The sequence below is a fragment of the Streptomyces sp. LN549 genome, assembly GCF_043203805.1.
Classification (GTDB): domain Bacteria; phylum Actinomycetota; class Actinomycetes; order Streptomycetales; family Streptomycetaceae; genus Streptomyces.
This window is the reverse complement of the sequence record NZ_JAZHRI010000002.1, coordinates 7,148,199-7,164,092: the sequence shown is the minus strand read 5'-3', so window position 1 is coordinate 7,164,092 and position 15,894 is coordinate 7,148,199. Positions and strand designations below refer to the sequence as shown.

Genomic DNA, 15,894 nt, shown 5'->3' with positions numbered 1-15,894 from the left:
GCGAGGCCGGGCCGAAAGGCCCGGCCGGGTCAGAACAGCAGATCCAGCTCCGCGCGAACCGTCTTTCCCGGCCGCCCCGGGGGTACACGCTCCAGCACCGCCCACCGGTCCGCCAGCGCCTCGACCAGCACCAGCCCGTGCCCGCTGTCGGACCCGGGCGGCGGTTTCACGACCTCCCCGGGGCCCGGCGGGCGGCCTTCGCCCCGGGTGTCGGTGACCTCGACGGAGCGTGCCGAGCGTTTCCGGATCACCCATGACGAGGGCGAGCCACAGCTCGAAGTCCCTTCCCGGTACGCGGCCGTGGGTCGCCGCGTCGGCCGCCAGCTCGGCCACCACCAGCGCCGCGGTGTCGGACGCCATGGGGGTGTTGCGGGCGCGGCCAAGCATCTGTCGCGGCGGCTGGGGCTGGCCGGCTGGTTCCGCCAGTGGGCCCAGCTGGAGCGGGAGGCGATCATCCTCCAGACGTACGAATGCCGGTTGGTCCCGGGCCTGTTGCAGACGGAGGCGTACGCCCGGACGCTGTTCGCCGAGCCACTTCCGCCGTTGGGCGACGAGCAGATCGAGGCGCAGTTGGCGGCCCGGCTGGAACGGCAAGAGCTGCTGAGACAGCGGCCCAACACCGCGTACAGCTTCATCCTGGAGGAACACCTGCTGCTGCGCAGGACCGGCGGCCGGACCGTGGCCGCGGGGCTGATCGAGCACCTGCTGGAACTGGCCTCGCTCCGCAACATCGAGCTTCAGATCATGCCGGTGGTGCGGAAGCGTCACGCGGGGCTCGGCGGGCCGATGCAACTCCTGGAGACCCCGGAGAAGCGCTGGTTCGGCTACTGCGAGGGGCAGGAGAGCGGCCAGAGTTCATCTCCGAGTCAAAAGTCGTGAGCACGCTCCAAATGCGATATGCCAGGATGCGTTCGCAGGCTCATTCGCCGGAGGACTCCGTGAGCCTGCTGCGGCAGATGCGAGGAGCGTAATGAACACGACGGAACTGACCTGGTTCAAGTCGAGCTACAGCGGCAGCTCCGGCGACTCCTGCGTCGAAGTCGCCCTGTCCTGGCACAAGTCGAGCTACAGCAGCGGCTCCGGCGACTCCTGCGTAGAGGTCGCCACCTGCCCCACCACCGTCCACATCCGCGACTCCAAGGTCGAGGAGGGCCCCCAACTCGCCCTCTCCCCCACATCCTGGACGCGCTTCGCGGCGTACGCCGTCCAGAGCTGAGCGCGCCCCGCGCTCCACCACTCCACACGCCCGCCCGCCCACCGGAGGACCCGACCGACCATGCCCCGTGCCGTCACCCTGATCCGCTCCGCCGCCCTGTCCGACGTCGCCGAGTACGCCTACGCGGCCACCGCCCCCGCCGAGGCGCGCCTGATCTTCCTGGCGGGGGCGTGCCCGCTCAACGAGGACGGTTCGACGGCGGCGGTCGGGGACTACGCGGGTCAGGCCGCGAAAGCCGTGGAGAACATGCAGACCGCGCTGAAAGCCGCCGGCGCCTCCTTGGAGGACGTCATCAGCACACGCGTGCTGGTCGCGTCCGCCCGTCAGGAGGACCTGGTGACCGCGTGGAAGGTGGTCCGGGCCGCGTTCGGTGACCATGACGTTCCCAGCACGTTGATGGGAGTCACCGTGCTCGGCTACCACGACCAGCTCGTCGAGATCGAGTCCGTCGCCGCTGTGCTCGACTCCTGACACGGCCACCGACTGCAGCTCTGGGAGCTTCAGCTCTTGAGGTACGGCTGAAGCAGCGTGCTCCATGCGTCGTTCATCTGCTCGAACTCCGCGGGGCACCTGGCTGCGCGGGTCTCGGGCAGCACGCCGTCCGGGTTCTCTGCGGTTTGGACGACGCCCTGGAAGGAGCTGGGGTCGGAGCCGTACAACCAGCAGATCTCGTTGTAGAAGCGCTGGGCACTGAGCGAGTGCTCGTCCGAGAACTTTCCGGAGACGTCTCCCTGTTCGTCCGCCACGGCGAGCGCACCCCACGCGTCGATGGAGCTCACCGCGTATTCGCGGTGCAGGGAGTCACCCACGAGCAGCAGGGTGGCGAGCTGGTCGGCTGCGTCCTCCTCCTTGCCGGTCGTCGCCAGGTCGTAGACGTCGATCAGCCCATGGCCCAGTTCATGGAGGACGGAACTGTTGGTGAAGCCGATGAGGTCGTCCTCGGTGGCCCGCGTCTGCTGGGCCTCGGTGCCCGTGGTGTTCTGCGCGCTGAAGACGGGGGCGAACTGGGAGATGAGTTCGTAGCAGAGAGTGATGCTCTGCGTCTCGGGGTCCCAGAAGGCGTTGACCTCACCGCAGCTGCGCCCGGTCAGTGGCATGTCATGGGGTAGCGCGATCCGGGAATTGGCGTGGGCCGCGACGCCTTCCAGGACTTCGTTCGCCTGGAGGAACTGCTGGGCCTGCTGGTCCTCCTGGGTCGCACCGGCCTCGTAGGTGACGACGAGTTCCCCGGTGCCCTGAGGAGCGGGAGTGGTCTTCTGCGGTAGCGCGGCGACCGGGCTCCCTGTCGGTGGTGCGGTCGGTGCGGCCTGGACCGTGTGCCCGCGCGCGGCGCTCTCGGTGCCGGATGTGCAGCCCGTGACGGATGCGATCGCGAGGGAGGCGGCGAGCGCGACCATCGCCCGTGTTCGCGTACTGGTGCCTTCCACCTGATCCACCTTTCTGACCCGACGAGGGTCCGGCGTGGGAGCCGGTGGCATGTGGAACCCGGGTTTCCGGCCGATGGACCGACCCGCGTACCCCAGGGACCAGCCTGACAGCGAGAGGGCAGGGACGCTCGCGGCAATCCGCCATTCGGGTGGCAGGTCGGATCGAGGCGCTGTCGGACAAAGCCGCGGTACCCGGGCCCCAGGGCTCCGGGCACGCAGCCCGGGATGCCATAGGAATTACCTATGGCACCTGCTCATATTTCGTCTTTGCCTCTCGTTCTCTCCCGAACGTACCGTCAGAACAGCTCGACGCCGACGAATTCCACTTCCGTCGAGCGGACGCGTACGAAATTTCTGAGAGGACCAGTTGCATGACCACGACGGAGAATGGATCGGGAACGCAAGAACTCGCCGGAAAGCGGGCCCTGGTCACAGGCGGCTCTCGCGGAATCGGAGCGGCCATCGTGCGCCAACTACGCGACGCGGGCGCCGAAGTGCTCACGACTGCCCGGTCGGTGACGAGCGCGATGCCGGAGGGCGTCACCTTCGTTGAGGCCGACGTGCGGACACGGGCCGGTGCGGAGACACTTGCCGCGGCCGCGCAGGAAGTGCTCGGCGGCGTGGACATCCTGGTCAACAACGCGGGTGGGGCACGGCCGTTCCGGCAGGCCGTGGACATCCCCGACGAGGAGTGGCAGGACCAGCTGGACCTGAACTACCTGGCCTCTGTACGGCTGGACGCACTGTTGGCACCGGGGATGCGGGAACGGCGTTCGGGGACGATCGTGCATGTCTCCTCGGCCGCTACCCCGTTCACGCCCCCGCCGTTCCTGCACTACACGGCGGCGAAGGCCGCGTTGGAGAACTACAGCCAGGGACTGGCCCTGGAGCTGGCACCGTTCGGCATCCGGGTCAACACCGTCAGTCCCGGCAGGACCGAGACTCCCGGCGGCGAAGCGACGCGGGAGGAGTGGGCGCGCATGGTCCCGGGGTCAGGCGCGGACAACAGCGGCGTGCCGCTGGGGCGCACCGGCCGGCCCGACGACATTGCGGACGCGGTGCTGTTCCTTGTTTCCGACCGGGCGAGCTGGGTGACCGGGAATATTCTCACCGTGGACGGCGGCGAATTCCCCAGGAGCTGACGCGTAAAGAATTCCGGAACGCGGAAAAGAAAGCGGTGGCGGCGCCCGAGAAAGGCGCCGCCACCACTTGCATAGTGCGGGGGTTAATTGAGTGTCAGGAAGGTTCCCGCGCCGTTCGGGTATTCGATCCAGACGGTGGACCGGGCTCCCGCCGGAACGCCGGACCAGGTGGCGGTCAGGTCGGTCGGGGTGCCGGGGGTGACACGGGCGTGGTCGGGCGTGACCGTGACCTTGCCGGTGACCGGGCTGTCCTCGGTGATGTTGTTCACCTGGTAGGTGTACGGGGTGACGGTGTCGTCCGTACTGCCGAGGGCGACCACGGCCACGAAGATCGTCCCTGCGTTCGGCTGCCGCAGGCTGATGGTGGATGTTCCGTTGCTGTCGGGATCAGCGAAGGCACCGTTTTGCAGGACGCCGTCGACCATCCGTCCCCAGACGACGCCGACGATGGTGTCTGCCGCCGGGTCGAAGTGGATCGTGATCTGGGAGGCCTTGGTGCCGGCCGGAATGTTCGCCTCGTAGTAGGTCTCGGCAGCGGTTCCGGTCAGAGTGCCCTTAGTGAGGGGCGAGGAGACCGGGCCGTTGGCAGTGGCCGTGAGGGTGCTGGTGGCCGGGGTGACGGAGTAGGTGGTCTCGCCGCTCGTGCCGGTGCCCTTGACCTCGTCAGGGGCGTGGACGCTCTGCGGGGTGACGGCGATCGGGCTGCGGACGGTGGTGCGGCCCGAGGTCCAGGTGAGGGAACCGGTGTCGAGTGCTCCCGAGTGCGCGGTGGTCACGTCGAGCTTGACGGTGAAGGTGCGCTTCTGTCCGGCGTGGCTGAAGTGCAGGACGGACGGGGAGACGGTGGCCTTGATGCCGGGGAGGTCGACCTTGGCCCGGTAGGTGCCGGCCGAGGTGGCGGTGACGGTACGGGTGACCGTCTGGGTGCCGAAGAGCTCGCCGATGGCGATGGAGGGGTAATTGAGGTCGCTGGGATCGATGGCCTCGGTGCCGGTCCGGGTGTCGATGCCGACACCTTCGAGGTAGGCCAGCCAGTCCTTTTCGTTGGAGTCGTAGACGAGTCCCGGCCGGAGCATCGCCCGGGCCTCGACCTCGCCGGCGCCCTGGGCGAATACGTCGCCGCTGTTCTTGCCGTCGTCGCTCTTGGTCGGGGAAGCGGTGGTCATCATGGCCGACTTGATGCTCATCGGGGACCAGGTGGGGTGCTCGGAGAGGTAGAGGGCGGCGAGGCCGGCGATGTGCGGGGTCGCCATGGAGGTGCCGGAGTAGAAGTCGAAGTCGCGGCCGTGGTTACCGGGCGGGGCGACGGCGGCGAGGATGGTGGCACCGGGCGCGGTGATGTCGGGCTTGAGGAGGTCGCCCTTGCCCACGAGGGAGGGTCCGCGGGAGGAGAAGCCGGCGACCTGCGGGTAGGTGGCGCCCTTGCCGCCGCTGGTGAGGGTGGCGGTGGCGTCGTCCGTGGCGGCGTAGTCGCGTACGGCGGTGGCGTCGGAGCCGCTCAGGTGGACGGTCGGTATGGAGTGCAGGTCGCCGTCGCTGCTCTCGTTACGCAGGTTGACCAGGACCATGGCGGTGCCGCCGGCCCTCTTGACCTCGGCGGACTTGTCGACGCGGGCATTGGTGCCCCGGTCGCAGACAACCGTCTTTCCGGCGGTGAGTGCGGGGTCGAGCGTGCCCGCGATGCACAGGTCGGCGTCGGCGGTGTCGGCGTCGGCGGTCTTGACCGCGGCGGCACGGACGAGGGGCGCGGAGCCGACGGTGTCGTGCACGCTGGTGCTGATGCCGGTGTAGCTCCTCCCGTCGCCGAGTGTGACGGTGCCCATGTAGGGGGCGATGGTTCCGGCGGCGACGGTGGTGGTCCAAGGAGCCGTGTTGTCGAGGCTGGCGGCCTCGGGGCCGGCGTTGCCCCCGGCGGTGGCGACGAAGACGCCGGCGGCGGCTGCGTTACGGAGCGCAACCTGGGACGGGTCGTCGTACCCGCTTTCGAACATGGCGCCGAGGGAGTAGTTGATGACGTCCACACCGTCGGCGACGGCCTGGTCGATGGCGGCGACGAGGTCGCTTGTCAGGCCGCCGTCCTGGGTGCCGTCCTTGCTCTGCCACAGGGCCTTGTAGACGGCGACGGTGGCGGCCGGGGCGACGCCGGAGATGGTGCCGAGGTCATTGCCGTCGGCGGTGGCCCGGACCCCGGCGTTGCCGGCCGCGGTCGATGCGGTGTGGGTGCCGTGGCCTTCGCTGTCGCGGGGGGATATGTAGCCCCCGCGGTTGGATTCGGGGACGTTCCGGAGCCAGCCCTCGCCGAAGTAGCGGGCGCTGATGATCTTCTCGTTGCAAGCGGCGGCGGTGAAGCTGTCGCCGGTCTGGCAGGTGCCGGTGAAGGTGGTGCCGTCGGCCTTGTGCATGACGGTGGTCGTGCCGTCGAGGTAGGGCCGGTACAGGTCGTCCTTGGAGGGCTTCTTGCCGTGCTTGCCGGTGGGCCTCTTAGTCGTGAGTGCGGGAGCCTTGAAGGAGGCGCTCTCGGGCCAGATGCCTGTGTCGATGTCGCCGACGACGATGCCCTTGCCGGCCTTGGCCGTGCCACCGAGGGCGGCCCACAGCCCCTTTCGGCCGGAGAGGCCCAGGAAGTCGGTGGAGTTCTTGTCGTCGGTGGCCTGGTGCAACCGGTCGGGGGCGATGTTGGTGACGCCCTCGGTGCGGGCCAGCCGGACAAGCTGGGCGGCGTTGAGGTGAGCGCTGAAGGTGTTGGTGGTGACGGCGTAGTGCTGGCGGACTGCGGCGCCGACCTTCTTGGCGACCTGGGTCTGCTCGTCGACCAGGTGGGTGCGGTAGCGCTTGGCGTTCGCGGTGGTGACGTCGAGTTTCCTGCCCGCGGTGGGTCGGGTGGCGGGGAGGTCGTCGACGGTGCCGTCGTACGTGACGAGCGGCTGGTCGGCGAGGGTGATCAGGTAGTTGCCGGCAGAGAGGGGGCCGCTGGGGCCGCCCGTCGCGACGGCGGGGGTGGCGAGGGGCAGGCTGAGGGCGGCGAGAGTGGTGGTCAACAGGGCGCCGATGGTGCCGCGTCGGATGCGGGACGCTCTTCGTGCCTGAGGTGTCACGGGTTTCCTCACAGGTGTTCGTGCATGCCGGACAGGCGAGTGGGGGTACTCGCCCGGGTGTGAGTCGGCGACTTGGGTGACGAACCGCCGTTCGTGTGTGGTGATCGATAGGCGATTCGGTCGAGAGAAGTGAACGCTGTGCGATCACCTGGTGTCCAGATAATCTGATGGCGTGTTTGGCGCGGTGACCAAACGCGCCACCTGCGAGGGGACCATCGGCCGGTTCGTCGCCTGCCCGTACCTGTCCGGGCGACCCGACACGTGTGACAGGGGAGACTGGTTGTGCTGGAAGCAGTCGGCGTGAGCACGTTCGACGAGGGCGTGTACCGGGCGGTGCTGACGGATCCGCGGAGCGCGGTGCGTGATCTCGCGGAGAGCGTGGGGTCCGGAGCGGCGCGTACGGGACAGGCGCTCAAGCGGCTCGCCGCTCTGGGACTGGTGCGGCGGGTGGGACGGGGTCAGTGGGAGGCGGTGAGTCCGCGCTCGGCCTTGTCGGCGTTGCTGCACCGCCGCCGGTCGGAGACGGAGACGGCGTTCGCCGGAGTGGAGACGGAGTTCGCCGATCTGCATCGCCTGCACCGGGCCGGGCAGTTGCGGTCGGATCCGGGTGCCCTGGTGGAAGTGCTGACGGGTCAGGAGGTGATGGCTCGAAAGGTCGAGGAGTTGAGCCGGTCCGTCACGACACATCTGTGGACGCTGGACAAGCCGCCGTATCTGGAGCCGGTGGGAGAGCCGCACCACAACGAGCAGGAGACGGCGACGACTCGGGAGTGGCTGGAGCGGGGCGTGGACATCCGGGGCGTGTACTGCCTGGAGTCGATCGAGCCGCCCGGGCGACTGGAGTCGATCTTGAACCTGGCGGCGCTCGGGGAGCAGTCACGCTTGCTGCCACACCTTCCGTTCAAGGCGCGCATCGTGGACCGGCGGGTCGCGGTGGTGCCGTTGACCGGAGGGAGCAAGGACTCCATCGTGGTGGTTCATCCGTCGGGATTGCTGGACGGGTTGATGGAGTTGTTCGAGGCGTACTGGGAACGGGCCGATCCGTTGCTCTCCGACGGGCTGGGTGTGGTGGAGGGACCCAGCGAGGAGGAGTTGATGCTGGTTCGGTTGCTCCACGCCGGGTTCAAGGATCAAGCGATCGCCCGGCAGTTGGGGGTGAGCGTGCGTACGGCTACGCGTCGGGTGGCGGCGTTGATGCGGAGGCTGGATGCGGGGACACGGTTTCAGGCCGGGGTGAGGGCGCGGGAGCGTGGCTGGGTGTGAGAGGGCTCGCCCCGTCACGCCAGGAGCTCAGCGGAGTCCGCTCCCTTCTCGCCCGTCAGGACACGGGCGAGAAGGGAGCGGACTCGGTCCAGGTCTCCCGGCGCAGCAGGTCGAGCAGGGCTGTCTCCCCCGGGCCCGCGCCCTGCCGGAGCACGGCGATGACGGGCTGGGACACGGCCGGGAACACCGGGCGGACCAGGTGTTCGTGGTCGTGGGGCACCGCGGAGGCCGGGACGAGTGCCACCCCCAGCCCGTGGGCGGCCCAGCGCACGGCCGTCGCGGTCTGGGACACGCGGGCGGCCGTGACCGGGGTCAGGTCGTTGTCCCGCAGCACGCTCAGCAGGACGCCGTCGAGTGCGCTGTCGCGGTCGAACCTGACCCACGCCTCGCCCTCCAGCTCGCGCAGGTCGACCCGGTCCGCGGCAAGCTGCCGGTGCCCCGCACCGAGCACCACGACGAACTCCTCGTCGCCGAGGCGGTGGGCGTCGGCGGGGCTCCGCTCGCACGCCGCCATCAGGGCGAGGCCCAGCACGCCCCGGCGGCACAGCCGCTCCAGCTCCGCGGAGCTCGGCTCCTCGAAGACGGTCACCTCCAGCCGCGGGTAGCGGCGCCGCAGCGCGTCCAGAGCGCCCGGCCACTGCCGCGTACCGAAGCCCATCTGCGCCGCGACCACCAGCTCGCCCACCAGCTCATCGGCACCGGCCCGCGCCGTCGCCGTCGCGCGCCGCGCCGCGCTCACCGCGACCTCCGCCTCCCGCAGGAACGCGCGGCCGACCACGGTGGCCACGAGTCCGGTGGGTGTGCGGGCGAACAGTTCCACGCCGAGCTCCCGCTCCAGGCCCCGGATCTGCTGGGACACCGACGGCTGAGCAACGCGCAGCCGATCCGCCGCAGCCGTCACCGAGCCCTCCTCGGCAACGGCCAGGGCGTACTCGAACTGACGAAGGCTCATCGGCCCGTCCCCTCCCTGAGGTCATCGATGTACTGACTGTCGATACATCGCGGGAGGTGCCTCGTATATTCCGTTACGCGACACCAAGGGGCGGGGAGTGTCACCGCACTGCCCGGACCCCGCCGCCGTGGCAGCGAGGTCGGGCCGACCGCCCCGGCACGAGGACAGCCCTTAGCATCCGGCCATGAGCATGAACGGTAGGTACGCCCGTCTGACCCCCGCCGAACTCGAGCGCACACTCCGCGACCCGGGCTGGGGCGAGGAGTTCGTCAACGAGCTGGCGGATGCGGACTGGGACGAGCAACGAGAGGCGTCCGCAGCACGATGCCACGGCACGGAGAAGGCGTGGCACGCTCTCGACTTCCTGCTCGGCCGGATCGGGTTCCCCATCGACATCGTCCATGGCGAAGAGGACATCCCCGGGGCTGAGGACTGGGGACACAGCCCTCCTTGCATCCTCTCCCCGAAGGCAGTCCACATGGCAGCCGAGGCTCTTACGGCCCTTCCTGTCGACGCATTGGTCCGGGATGTCACCCCGGCGGATCTTGCCCTGGCCGACATCTACCCCGTCGAGATGTGGGAGCGCGGCGAATCGCTGGAGTACGTGACCAGCCGATACCAGGCGCTGGTGCCCTACTTTCAGGCCGCGGACCGCGCGGGGGACACCATCGTCGTCTGGCTCCAATGACTGATCGTTTCCCTGCGAACGGGCGTCGACGCGGGGCCGGTCAGCCGTGCCGACTGCTGGACTGCCCGGTCAGCGCCTGGTGGACGATCGCCCCACGGCGCCCGGGGCTGCGTCCTCCTGTCTGCCCGCCGCCGGAGACAACCGGCGGCGGGCAGAGGGGGATCGAGCGGACGGGGATCGGGCTCAGTACGCGAAGCTGGACCGGCCCGTCTTCGCGGTCGCTACATGCGCGATGCCGCTGCCGGCCGGGAGCACCTTCACAGGCGTGGCCGACGGGTCCACCGTGCCGTCACCGAGCTGAGAAGTGCCGTTGCCGCCCCAGCTGATGACCGAGCCGTCGTCCAGGGACGCCAGCGAGTAGTCGTAGCCGCCCACGATGTCCGTGACGCCCTGAAGAGCGTCCACCGGGACCGGTGTGGTGCGGTTGACCTTCGTGGTGTCGCCGAGTTGGGCGTGCGCGTTCCAGCCCCAGGCGCTCACGCTTCCGTCGTCCAGGACGGCGAAGTTGGTGTACTGGTTGGCGGAGATCCGGGCCACGCCGTCGAGGTAGGCGACGTCGACGGCGACATTGCTGTCGGTGATGGAGTCATTGCCGAGTTCGCCCTCGGTGTTCTTGCCCCAAGCCTTGACCGTGCCGTCCGCGGTGAGGGCCAGGACGTGGGCGCAGCCGACGGAGATGGAGACGATGTCGGCTACGTCCTTGACCTTCTGGGGAGTGTTGCGGACGGTGTTGTCGCCGGTGCCGAGACGGCCGTTGGCGCCCTCGCCCCAGGTCCAGACGGTGCCGTCCTGGCGCAGGGCGGCGCTGAAGTCGCAGCCGGCACCGACGTCCTTGACCTTGTTGAGGCTCTGCACCTCGACCGGGAGCTTCTGCACCCCGGTCGGGTCCGCCACGGTCTGGCCGTTGCCGAGCTGGCCCTTGGCGTTGCTGCCCCAGGAGAGGACACGGCCGGCGCGGACGGCGAGGGCGTGGTTGCTGCCCGCGGAGATCTCGCTGACACCGGAGAGACCGGCGACGGTCGCGGGGAAGGCCTGGGCGGTCAGGGTCCCGTTGCCGAGCTGGCCGGTGAGGTTGGCGCCCCAGGAACGGACCGTGCCGTCCTTGAGGAGCGCGACGGCGAAGGTGTTCTTGTCGATGTCGCCGCCGCCGGCCAGTTCCTTCACGTCGTCGCGGGCCAGGCCCTGGACGTCGGACGGTGTCGGCTGGAGGACGAGGCTGCCGTTGCCGAGCTGGCCGAGGTTGTTGTTGCCCCAGCTGCGTACCCAGGGGTCGCTGGGGGCGGCGTGTGCCGGGAGGCACGGGGCGGTGAGGGCGGCGAGCGTGAGTGCCGCGGTGAGGGTGGTGCGCAGGGGGGACATGGGGGTTCTCCTTGGACGGGGACGCTGTTCGGGTGAGGGACGCACCCGTCAGTACGCGTAGGTGGTGTTGCCGCCGAGGGAGGCGGCGACGTCCTTGATCGCGGAGCCCTCGTCGAGGATCTTCACGGACTCGTAGCGGGCGACGGTGGTGCCGTTGCCGAGCTGCCCCTCGCCGTTGTGGCCCCAGGTGTAGACGTCGTCGGCGGTGACGGCGACGCCGTGGCGCGCCCCGGCCGCGATGTGCTGGACGCCCTCCAGGCGCGGGATCTCCACGGGGGCGGTGCGGTTGGTGCGCGAGACGTTGTAGTCGTACGCCTCGTCGGACTCCAGCAGCTGGCCGTACTGGTTGTTGCCCCAGCCCCAGACGTGACTGTCGCTCGTGATCGCGTAGTTGTGGTTCGCGCCGGCGTCGACCTCGGAGACGTCCTCCAGCCAGTCCACGTCGACCGGGGTGACGGCGGACTTGGTGGAGGAGTTGCCGAGCTGGCCGTAGAGGTTGTAGCCCCAGGACTTGACCGTGCTGTCGGCGGTCAGGGCCAGCGCGTGGTGGCAGCCTGCGTCGATCTGCGTGATGTTCTCCAGGCCGGTGACCTGACGGGGTACGGAGGAAACGGCGCGGCTGCCGTTGCCGAGCTGGCCGTAGACGCCGCGGCCCCAGGCGTACACCTTGCCGTTCTCCAGGAGCGCGAGGCTGAAGTCGCAGCCGGCCGAGATCTGCTTGACCTTGGGCATGCCCTGGACCCGGTCGGGGACCGTGCGGTATTCGCCCGTGCGGTTGTTGCCGAGCTGTCCGTAGGAGTTGTCGCCCCAGGAGTAGACCTGGCCGCTGGTGTCGAGGGCCAGGGCGTGGCCGCCGCCCGCCGCGACGTCCTTGATGTCGGTCAGCCGCGGGACGGTGGTGGGCACCGGCTGGTTGGTGGATCCGCCGTTGCCGAGCTGACCCATGGAGTTGTTGCCCCAGGACTTGACGGTCTTGGCGGTGCGCGCGAGGACGAACGAGTCGGACGAGGAGGTGCCGCCCGCCGAGACCTGGTCGACGTCGCCGCGGAAGAGGCTGGTGACGGAGGCCGGGCTGAGGCTGTCGGTGGTGGTGCCGTTGCCGAGCTGACCGGTGCGTCCGGCGCCCCAGGCGAGCACCGTCGGGTTGCCCTCGTCCGCCTGGGCGACGGGGGCGAGGGCCGGTACGGCGGCCAGGGCGGCGGCCGTCGCGGCGACGGCGGCCAGCGTGCGCAGGCGCCCGGAACTGCGGGATGTACGGGACATGTGTGTCCTTAGACGTGGGGGAAGGGGACCGAGGCGGGGCGGGTCCGGGGCATGACGGGCCGGCGGGCGTGGGTGCCCGCGACACTGCCCGGCGGACCGGGTCACGGCCGCCGCGCTCTCCTGAAGGCTTACTGTCCAAGATCGTTAACGCGAGCCGAAAGCCGCCATTCCACCCGTGCGACCGGCCGCCGTCCGGAGTACGGGGCCACGCGGACGGGCGCCGCCGACCGTGCGCGAGGCCAGTGGAGGCAGGGCTCCGGGCCTTCTGGAGCCTTGCCGTTCGGGGGAGTTGAGCGGCGCTACGCCGATGCGGTGAGCTTGCCGCCCACTCCGCCGGTCCCGTGTGTCCCGGACCGCCACGAGTCTCATTTATGTACGTTCGCACTGCGCTTGATGATCTTGGTGGCGGTCTCCCGGTCCGCCCCGTCCCGTGCGCCGCCCTCTTCCCTGCCCCCAGCTGCCTGGAGTCCCCGTGCGTCCCCTGCCGACCGCCCGCCGCGCCCTGCGCGCCGCCGCCGTCCTGTCCGCCTTCGCCGTCGCCGCCGCCCTGCCGGTGACCGGCTGCCTCTCCGCCGCGTACGCGCAGTCCCCCGCCGCACACGCCGCCACGGTCCCCCTCCTGCCCGCCGCCGAATGCGAGCCGGACGACCAGGCCTGCAAGGACCGCGAGGCCAACGACAAAGAGGCCGCCGAGATCGAGAAGGAGCAGCAGAAGACCCAGGCGGCGGCCGATCAGGCCGACAAGGACATCGAGGCGGCGGGCGAGAAACTGAAGGAGTGCCCGCCCGGCTCCGCCTCGTGCATGGAGAAGCTGACCGGCAAGGGTGAGCGGGAGGAGAACGGCGTCTCGGACATGAACGGGACCATCCACTCGTTCGAGCCGGACCCGTCCGACAACGCCGCCTCCGCCGTCGAGTCCACCTGCACCGGCTTCCCCGCGTCCGTGCCCGGTGGCGCCGACGACAGCCAGTCGGCCTTCCCGGTCTCGCAGCTGTGCTCCCTGCTCGGTTCCTGAGCCGCGCCGCCGCCACCTCCGTACACCTGAAGGGATCCACGATGTCCACACGTACGCTTCGCCGCAGCTCGCTGTTCCTCCCCCTGCTCGCTCTCGGTCTGGCCGCACCTCTCGCCCCCGCGCTCGCCGACTCCGGCGAGGCCCCCCAGGAGACGCCCACCGCCCGCGCGTTCACCGCCGACAACCGCGAGGCGAAGGTCGAGAAGGTCCTGAAGCAGTGCGGTGCACGGCGGACTGCCTGCACCTTCGCCATCGACCCGGCCAAGAGCCGCGAGTACTCCACAGCCGTCAAGTCGCTCGGAAATGCGGTCGTCAACTGCACGGTGGACCCGATGTCGGTCGACCGTACGGTGACGCTGCGCACCTCCAGCACCGACAACATCGGCGGGGAGATCTCCGGCAAGGTCACCGTCGAAGGCACGGTCTCGGCCAGCGGTGAGGTCACCACCAACCTCAGCAACGAGACGAGCATGAACATCAAGACGCCGAATCTGAAGGAGGGCCCGACCTCGGAGAACGGCAACAAGACCAATGTCTCCGGCGGCGCGAAGGCGTCCGGCTCGATGAGCGCCAAGCTGGCCTTCGAGGCCGCGTTCAAGGCGACCTACTCCAAGTCCTGGACCGTCGACAACACCGAGACGACTACCTACAAGACCGTCGTGAAGCCCTACGACATGCTGGTGTTCGGCGCGAGTTCGGCGATGCGCCGGGTGGTCGGCACCCTCACCACCGACCAGGGTGGCAAGGTCACCGGCATTGCCGTCGACAGCCCCTCCATGGTCAACAGCAGCACCTTCGTCGCGCAGACCTACGCCGTCCCGGACAACCTCTGCGGCCGCACGCGGCCCGCCCCCAGCACGGCGGACGACGGCGACAACAAGCCCGCGTCGACCGGACGGGTGCAGGAGGTCCCGTCCCAGGGCCTCGTACCGCCGGGCGCGCTCCCCAAGCGCGAGGAACCCCTCGTGCCCGCCGAAGGCTGACCTTCTCACCCCCTCCACCAAGTCTGCTGTCCCCTGCCCGGTCCCGCCCGCCCCCTGCCCTGGAGCCCGCCCATGCCCCTTCCCGTCCGACTCCGCACCCTGGCCGCGCTCGGCGTCGCCGGGCTCGCGCTGCCCGCCGCCCTGGGAGCCACCCCGGCGGGCGCGGCCGCGCCCGCCCAGACCGTTCCCGTACTCAACGGCGACTTCGCCGATCCCGCCATGAAGGGCGACGGCCCCACGACCGTCCTCATCGACTACTGGACCGGCGCCAACCAGCGCTATTCGCCGGCCGCCGCCGGCCGCTCGGACACGTCCCACGCCGTCGCGCTCCAGAAGGACGGCAACACCCTCCAGCAGCGGCTGCGCGGGGTCCGCACCGGCGCGAAAGTGACGGTCAGTTACGAGGACAGCCCGGCGGTCTCCAAGGAGTGCGCCCCCGAGCAGGTGGCGGGCGGCCAGCCCTACACCGTGGCGGGATCCGGCGGCGCGGTCCGTGACGTCACCACGGCCGGTGATCCGGACCGCGTCAAGGGCAAGGCCGGACCCGGCCGTTGGACCGGAAGAAGTTACGAGTTCACCGCGTCCGAGAACGAACCGCTACTCACCTTCACTTCCAAGGTCACCGACTCCCGCACGCACGTGACTTGTTCACCGATGATCGCGCGGATCCGGGCGGTGGAGGTGGCACCCGCGCTGGACAAGACGGTCGACAAGTCCGCCCTGGAGCGCTCGGAGGCGTACAAGGGCAATGAGCGGGAGAAGGCCCTGCACAACGCGGCCGCCGCGTGCAACGGGGAGAACGCCTGCACCTTCCGGCCCGACACCCGGATGTCCTTCCGCTACTACGACCGGGCGCGGGTCGTCGGTGAGGCGTTCATCAACTGCACCCGCAACCCGCTGGAGCACACCCGGGTGCTCGACTACGCCGAGCGCAGCCACGACAGCATCGCGCAGGCCTACGCCGACGCCGGGCTCGCCCTCACCGAGGTCGCACGGCTGCCCACCACCGGGGACCGCGACGAGGACCGGAAGCGGATCAAGGAGCGCCCGATGGCGGCCCAGTTCGCCCTCGCCTACGAGAAGGGCTGGCAGCGGCCCTGGCAGTGGTTCAGCAGCGACCGGCGGGAGATCGTGGAGCGGATCCAGCCCGGCGAAGTGAGCTGGGTGGAGATCCAGCCGAGCCGTGAGCGGGTCGAGGGCTGGTTCCTGAGCAACAAGGACGACTACCGGCTCCACGCGGTGATCGACGGGCCGTCACGGGCCGTGCCCGACCGTATTCTTCAGCGCACGGGGCCCATGTCCGAGTCGGAGAAGCAGCGTTGTGCCGCATCCCGGCCGATGACCTCCACTCCGGTGGGCGCCGACGCCCCTGCGGGGTCGGCGGACAAGGGGATGGACGACATCCCTGCGCCGACAGCTCCGGGCGTGCGCGCGCTGGACTGACCCGGCGCGTGCGGGGGCCGGGCGCACCGCCCCGGCCCCCGCACGCCC

Annotated in this window: 13 protein-coding genes and 2 pseudogenes; 9 read left to right on the top strand and 6 right to left on the bottom strand. The window is 70.0% G+C overall.

All coding sequences use genetic code 11. The features are described from left to right. Positions 1-29: 29 nt before the first annotated feature. Positions 30-387: pseudogene (locus SH922_RS32025) on the bottom strand (ATP-binding protein). Here SH922_RS32025 and SH922_RS32020 point away from each other — a divergent pair. From SH922_RS32020 to SH922_RS32010, 3 genes and pseudogenes are all read left to right on the top strand, one after another. Then, positions 376-971 (top strand): annotated as a pseudogene (locus tag SH922_RS32020) (DUF5753 domain-containing protein); the annotation flags it as partial. The pseudogenes SH922_RS32025 and SH922_RS32020 overlap by 12 nt on opposite strands. Further along, complete coding sequence (locus SH922_RS32015) at positions 971-1,216, top strand: DUF397 domain-containing protein (protein ID WP_393061991.1); 246 nt, start codon at positions 971-973, stop codon at positions 1,214-1,216. The pseudogene SH922_RS32020 and the gene SH922_RS32015, both read left to right, overlap by 1 nt. A gap of 60 nt (positions 1,217-1,276) precedes the next feature. Then, positions 1,277-1,687: a RidA family protein gene (locus SH922_RS32010; RefSeq protein WP_393061989.1), complete on the top strand. Its 411-nt coding sequence runs from the start codon at positions 1,277-1,279 to the stop codon at positions 1,685-1,687. A 29-nt stretch (positions 1,688-1,716) separates the two neighbouring features. Here SH922_RS32010 and SH922_RS32005 read toward each other — a convergent pair whose 3' ends face one another. Beyond that, the gene (locus tag SH922_RS32005; protein WP_393061987.1) at positions 1,717-2,643 is read right to left on the bottom strand and encodes a DUF4344 domain-containing metallopeptidase; all 927 of its coding nucleotides are present in this window, start codon (positions 2,641-2,643) and stop codon (positions 1,717-1,719) included. Positions 2,644-3,014: 371 nt separating this feature from the next. Between SH922_RS32005 and SH922_RS32000 the strand changes: the two genes are divergently transcribed. After that, complete coding sequence (locus tag SH922_RS32000) at positions 3,015-3,785, top strand: SDR family oxidoreductase (protein ID WP_393061985.1); 771 nt, start codon at positions 3,015-3,017, stop codon at positions 3,783-3,785. 83 nt (positions 3,786-3,868) lie between these two features. Here the strand turns inward: SH922_RS32000 and SH922_RS31995 are convergent, their stop codons facing one another. Then, a complete protein-coding gene (locus SH922_RS31995) occupies positions 3,869-6,880 on the bottom strand; it encodes a S8 family serine peptidase (protein WP_393061983.1) in 3,012 nt (1,003 codons plus the stop codon). A 300-nt stretch (positions 6,881-7,180) separates the two neighbouring features. Between SH922_RS31995 and SH922_RS31990 the strand changes: the two genes are divergently transcribed. Continuing rightward, entirely contained in the window at positions 7,181-8,143 is a 963-nt protein-coding gene (locus SH922_RS31990; RefSeq protein ID WP_393061981.1) for a transcriptional regulator, read from the top strand. Between the two features lie 55 nt (positions 8,144-8,198). Here SH922_RS31990 and SH922_RS31985 read toward each other — a convergent pair whose 3' ends face one another. Then, positions 8,199-9,095, bottom strand: a complete 897-nt coding sequence (locus tag SH922_RS31985; protein WP_393061979.1) for a LysR family transcriptional regulator — start codon at positions 9,093-9,095, stop codon at positions 8,199-8,201. Between the two features lie 184 nt (positions 9,096-9,279). On the opposite strand from SH922_RS31985, the gene SH922_RS31980 reads away from it, so the two are divergent. Further along, positions 9,280-9,783: a YfbM family protein gene (locus SH922_RS31980; protein ID WP_393061977.1), complete on the top strand. Its 504-nt coding sequence runs from the start codon at positions 9,280-9,282 to the stop codon at positions 9,781-9,783. Between the two features lie 183 nt (positions 9,784-9,966). On the opposite strand, the gene SH922_RS31975 is transcribed toward SH922_RS31980, so the two are convergent. Together SH922_RS31975 and SH922_RS31970 are read right to left on the bottom strand one after the other, a co-directional pair. After that, positions 9,967-11,142: an RCC1 domain-containing protein gene (locus tag SH922_RS31975; protein WP_393061975.1), complete on the bottom strand. Its 1,176-nt coding sequence runs from the start codon at positions 11,140-11,142 to the stop codon at positions 9,967-9,969. 48 nt (positions 11,143-11,190) lie between these two features. Beyond that, on the bottom strand, positions 11,191-12,405 hold the full coding sequence (locus tag SH922_RS31970) for an RCC1-like domain-containing protein (protein ID WP_393061973.1): 1,215 nt from the start codon (positions 12,403-12,405) through the stop codon (positions 11,191-11,193). Between the two features lie 472 nt (positions 12,406-12,877). Between SH922_RS31970 and SH922_RS31965 the strand changes: the two genes are divergently transcribed. The 3 genes from SH922_RS31965 to SH922_RS31955 all read left to right on the top strand — a co-directional run bounded on the left by SH922_RS31965 (position 12,878) and on the right by SH922_RS31955 (position 15,846). Then, entirely contained in the window at positions 12,878-13,420 is a 543-nt protein-coding gene (locus SH922_RS31965; protein WP_393061971.1) for a hypothetical protein, read from the top strand. A 41-nt stretch (positions 13,421-13,461) separates the two neighbouring features. Continuing rightward, positions 13,462-14,403 carry a hypothetical protein gene (locus tag SH922_RS31960; protein WP_393061969.1) on the top strand — a complete coding sequence of 314 codons (942 nt, stop codon included), beginning with the start codon at positions 13,462-13,464 and terminating at the stop codon, positions 14,401-14,403. Between the two features lie 72 nt (positions 14,404-14,475). After that, positions 14,476-15,846 carry a hypothetical protein gene (locus SH922_RS31955; RefSeq protein ID WP_393061967.1) on the top strand — a complete coding sequence of 457 codons (1,371 nt, stop codon included), beginning with the start codon at positions 14,476-14,478 and terminating at the stop codon, positions 15,844-15,846. Positions 15,847-15,894: the final 48 nt, after the last annotated feature.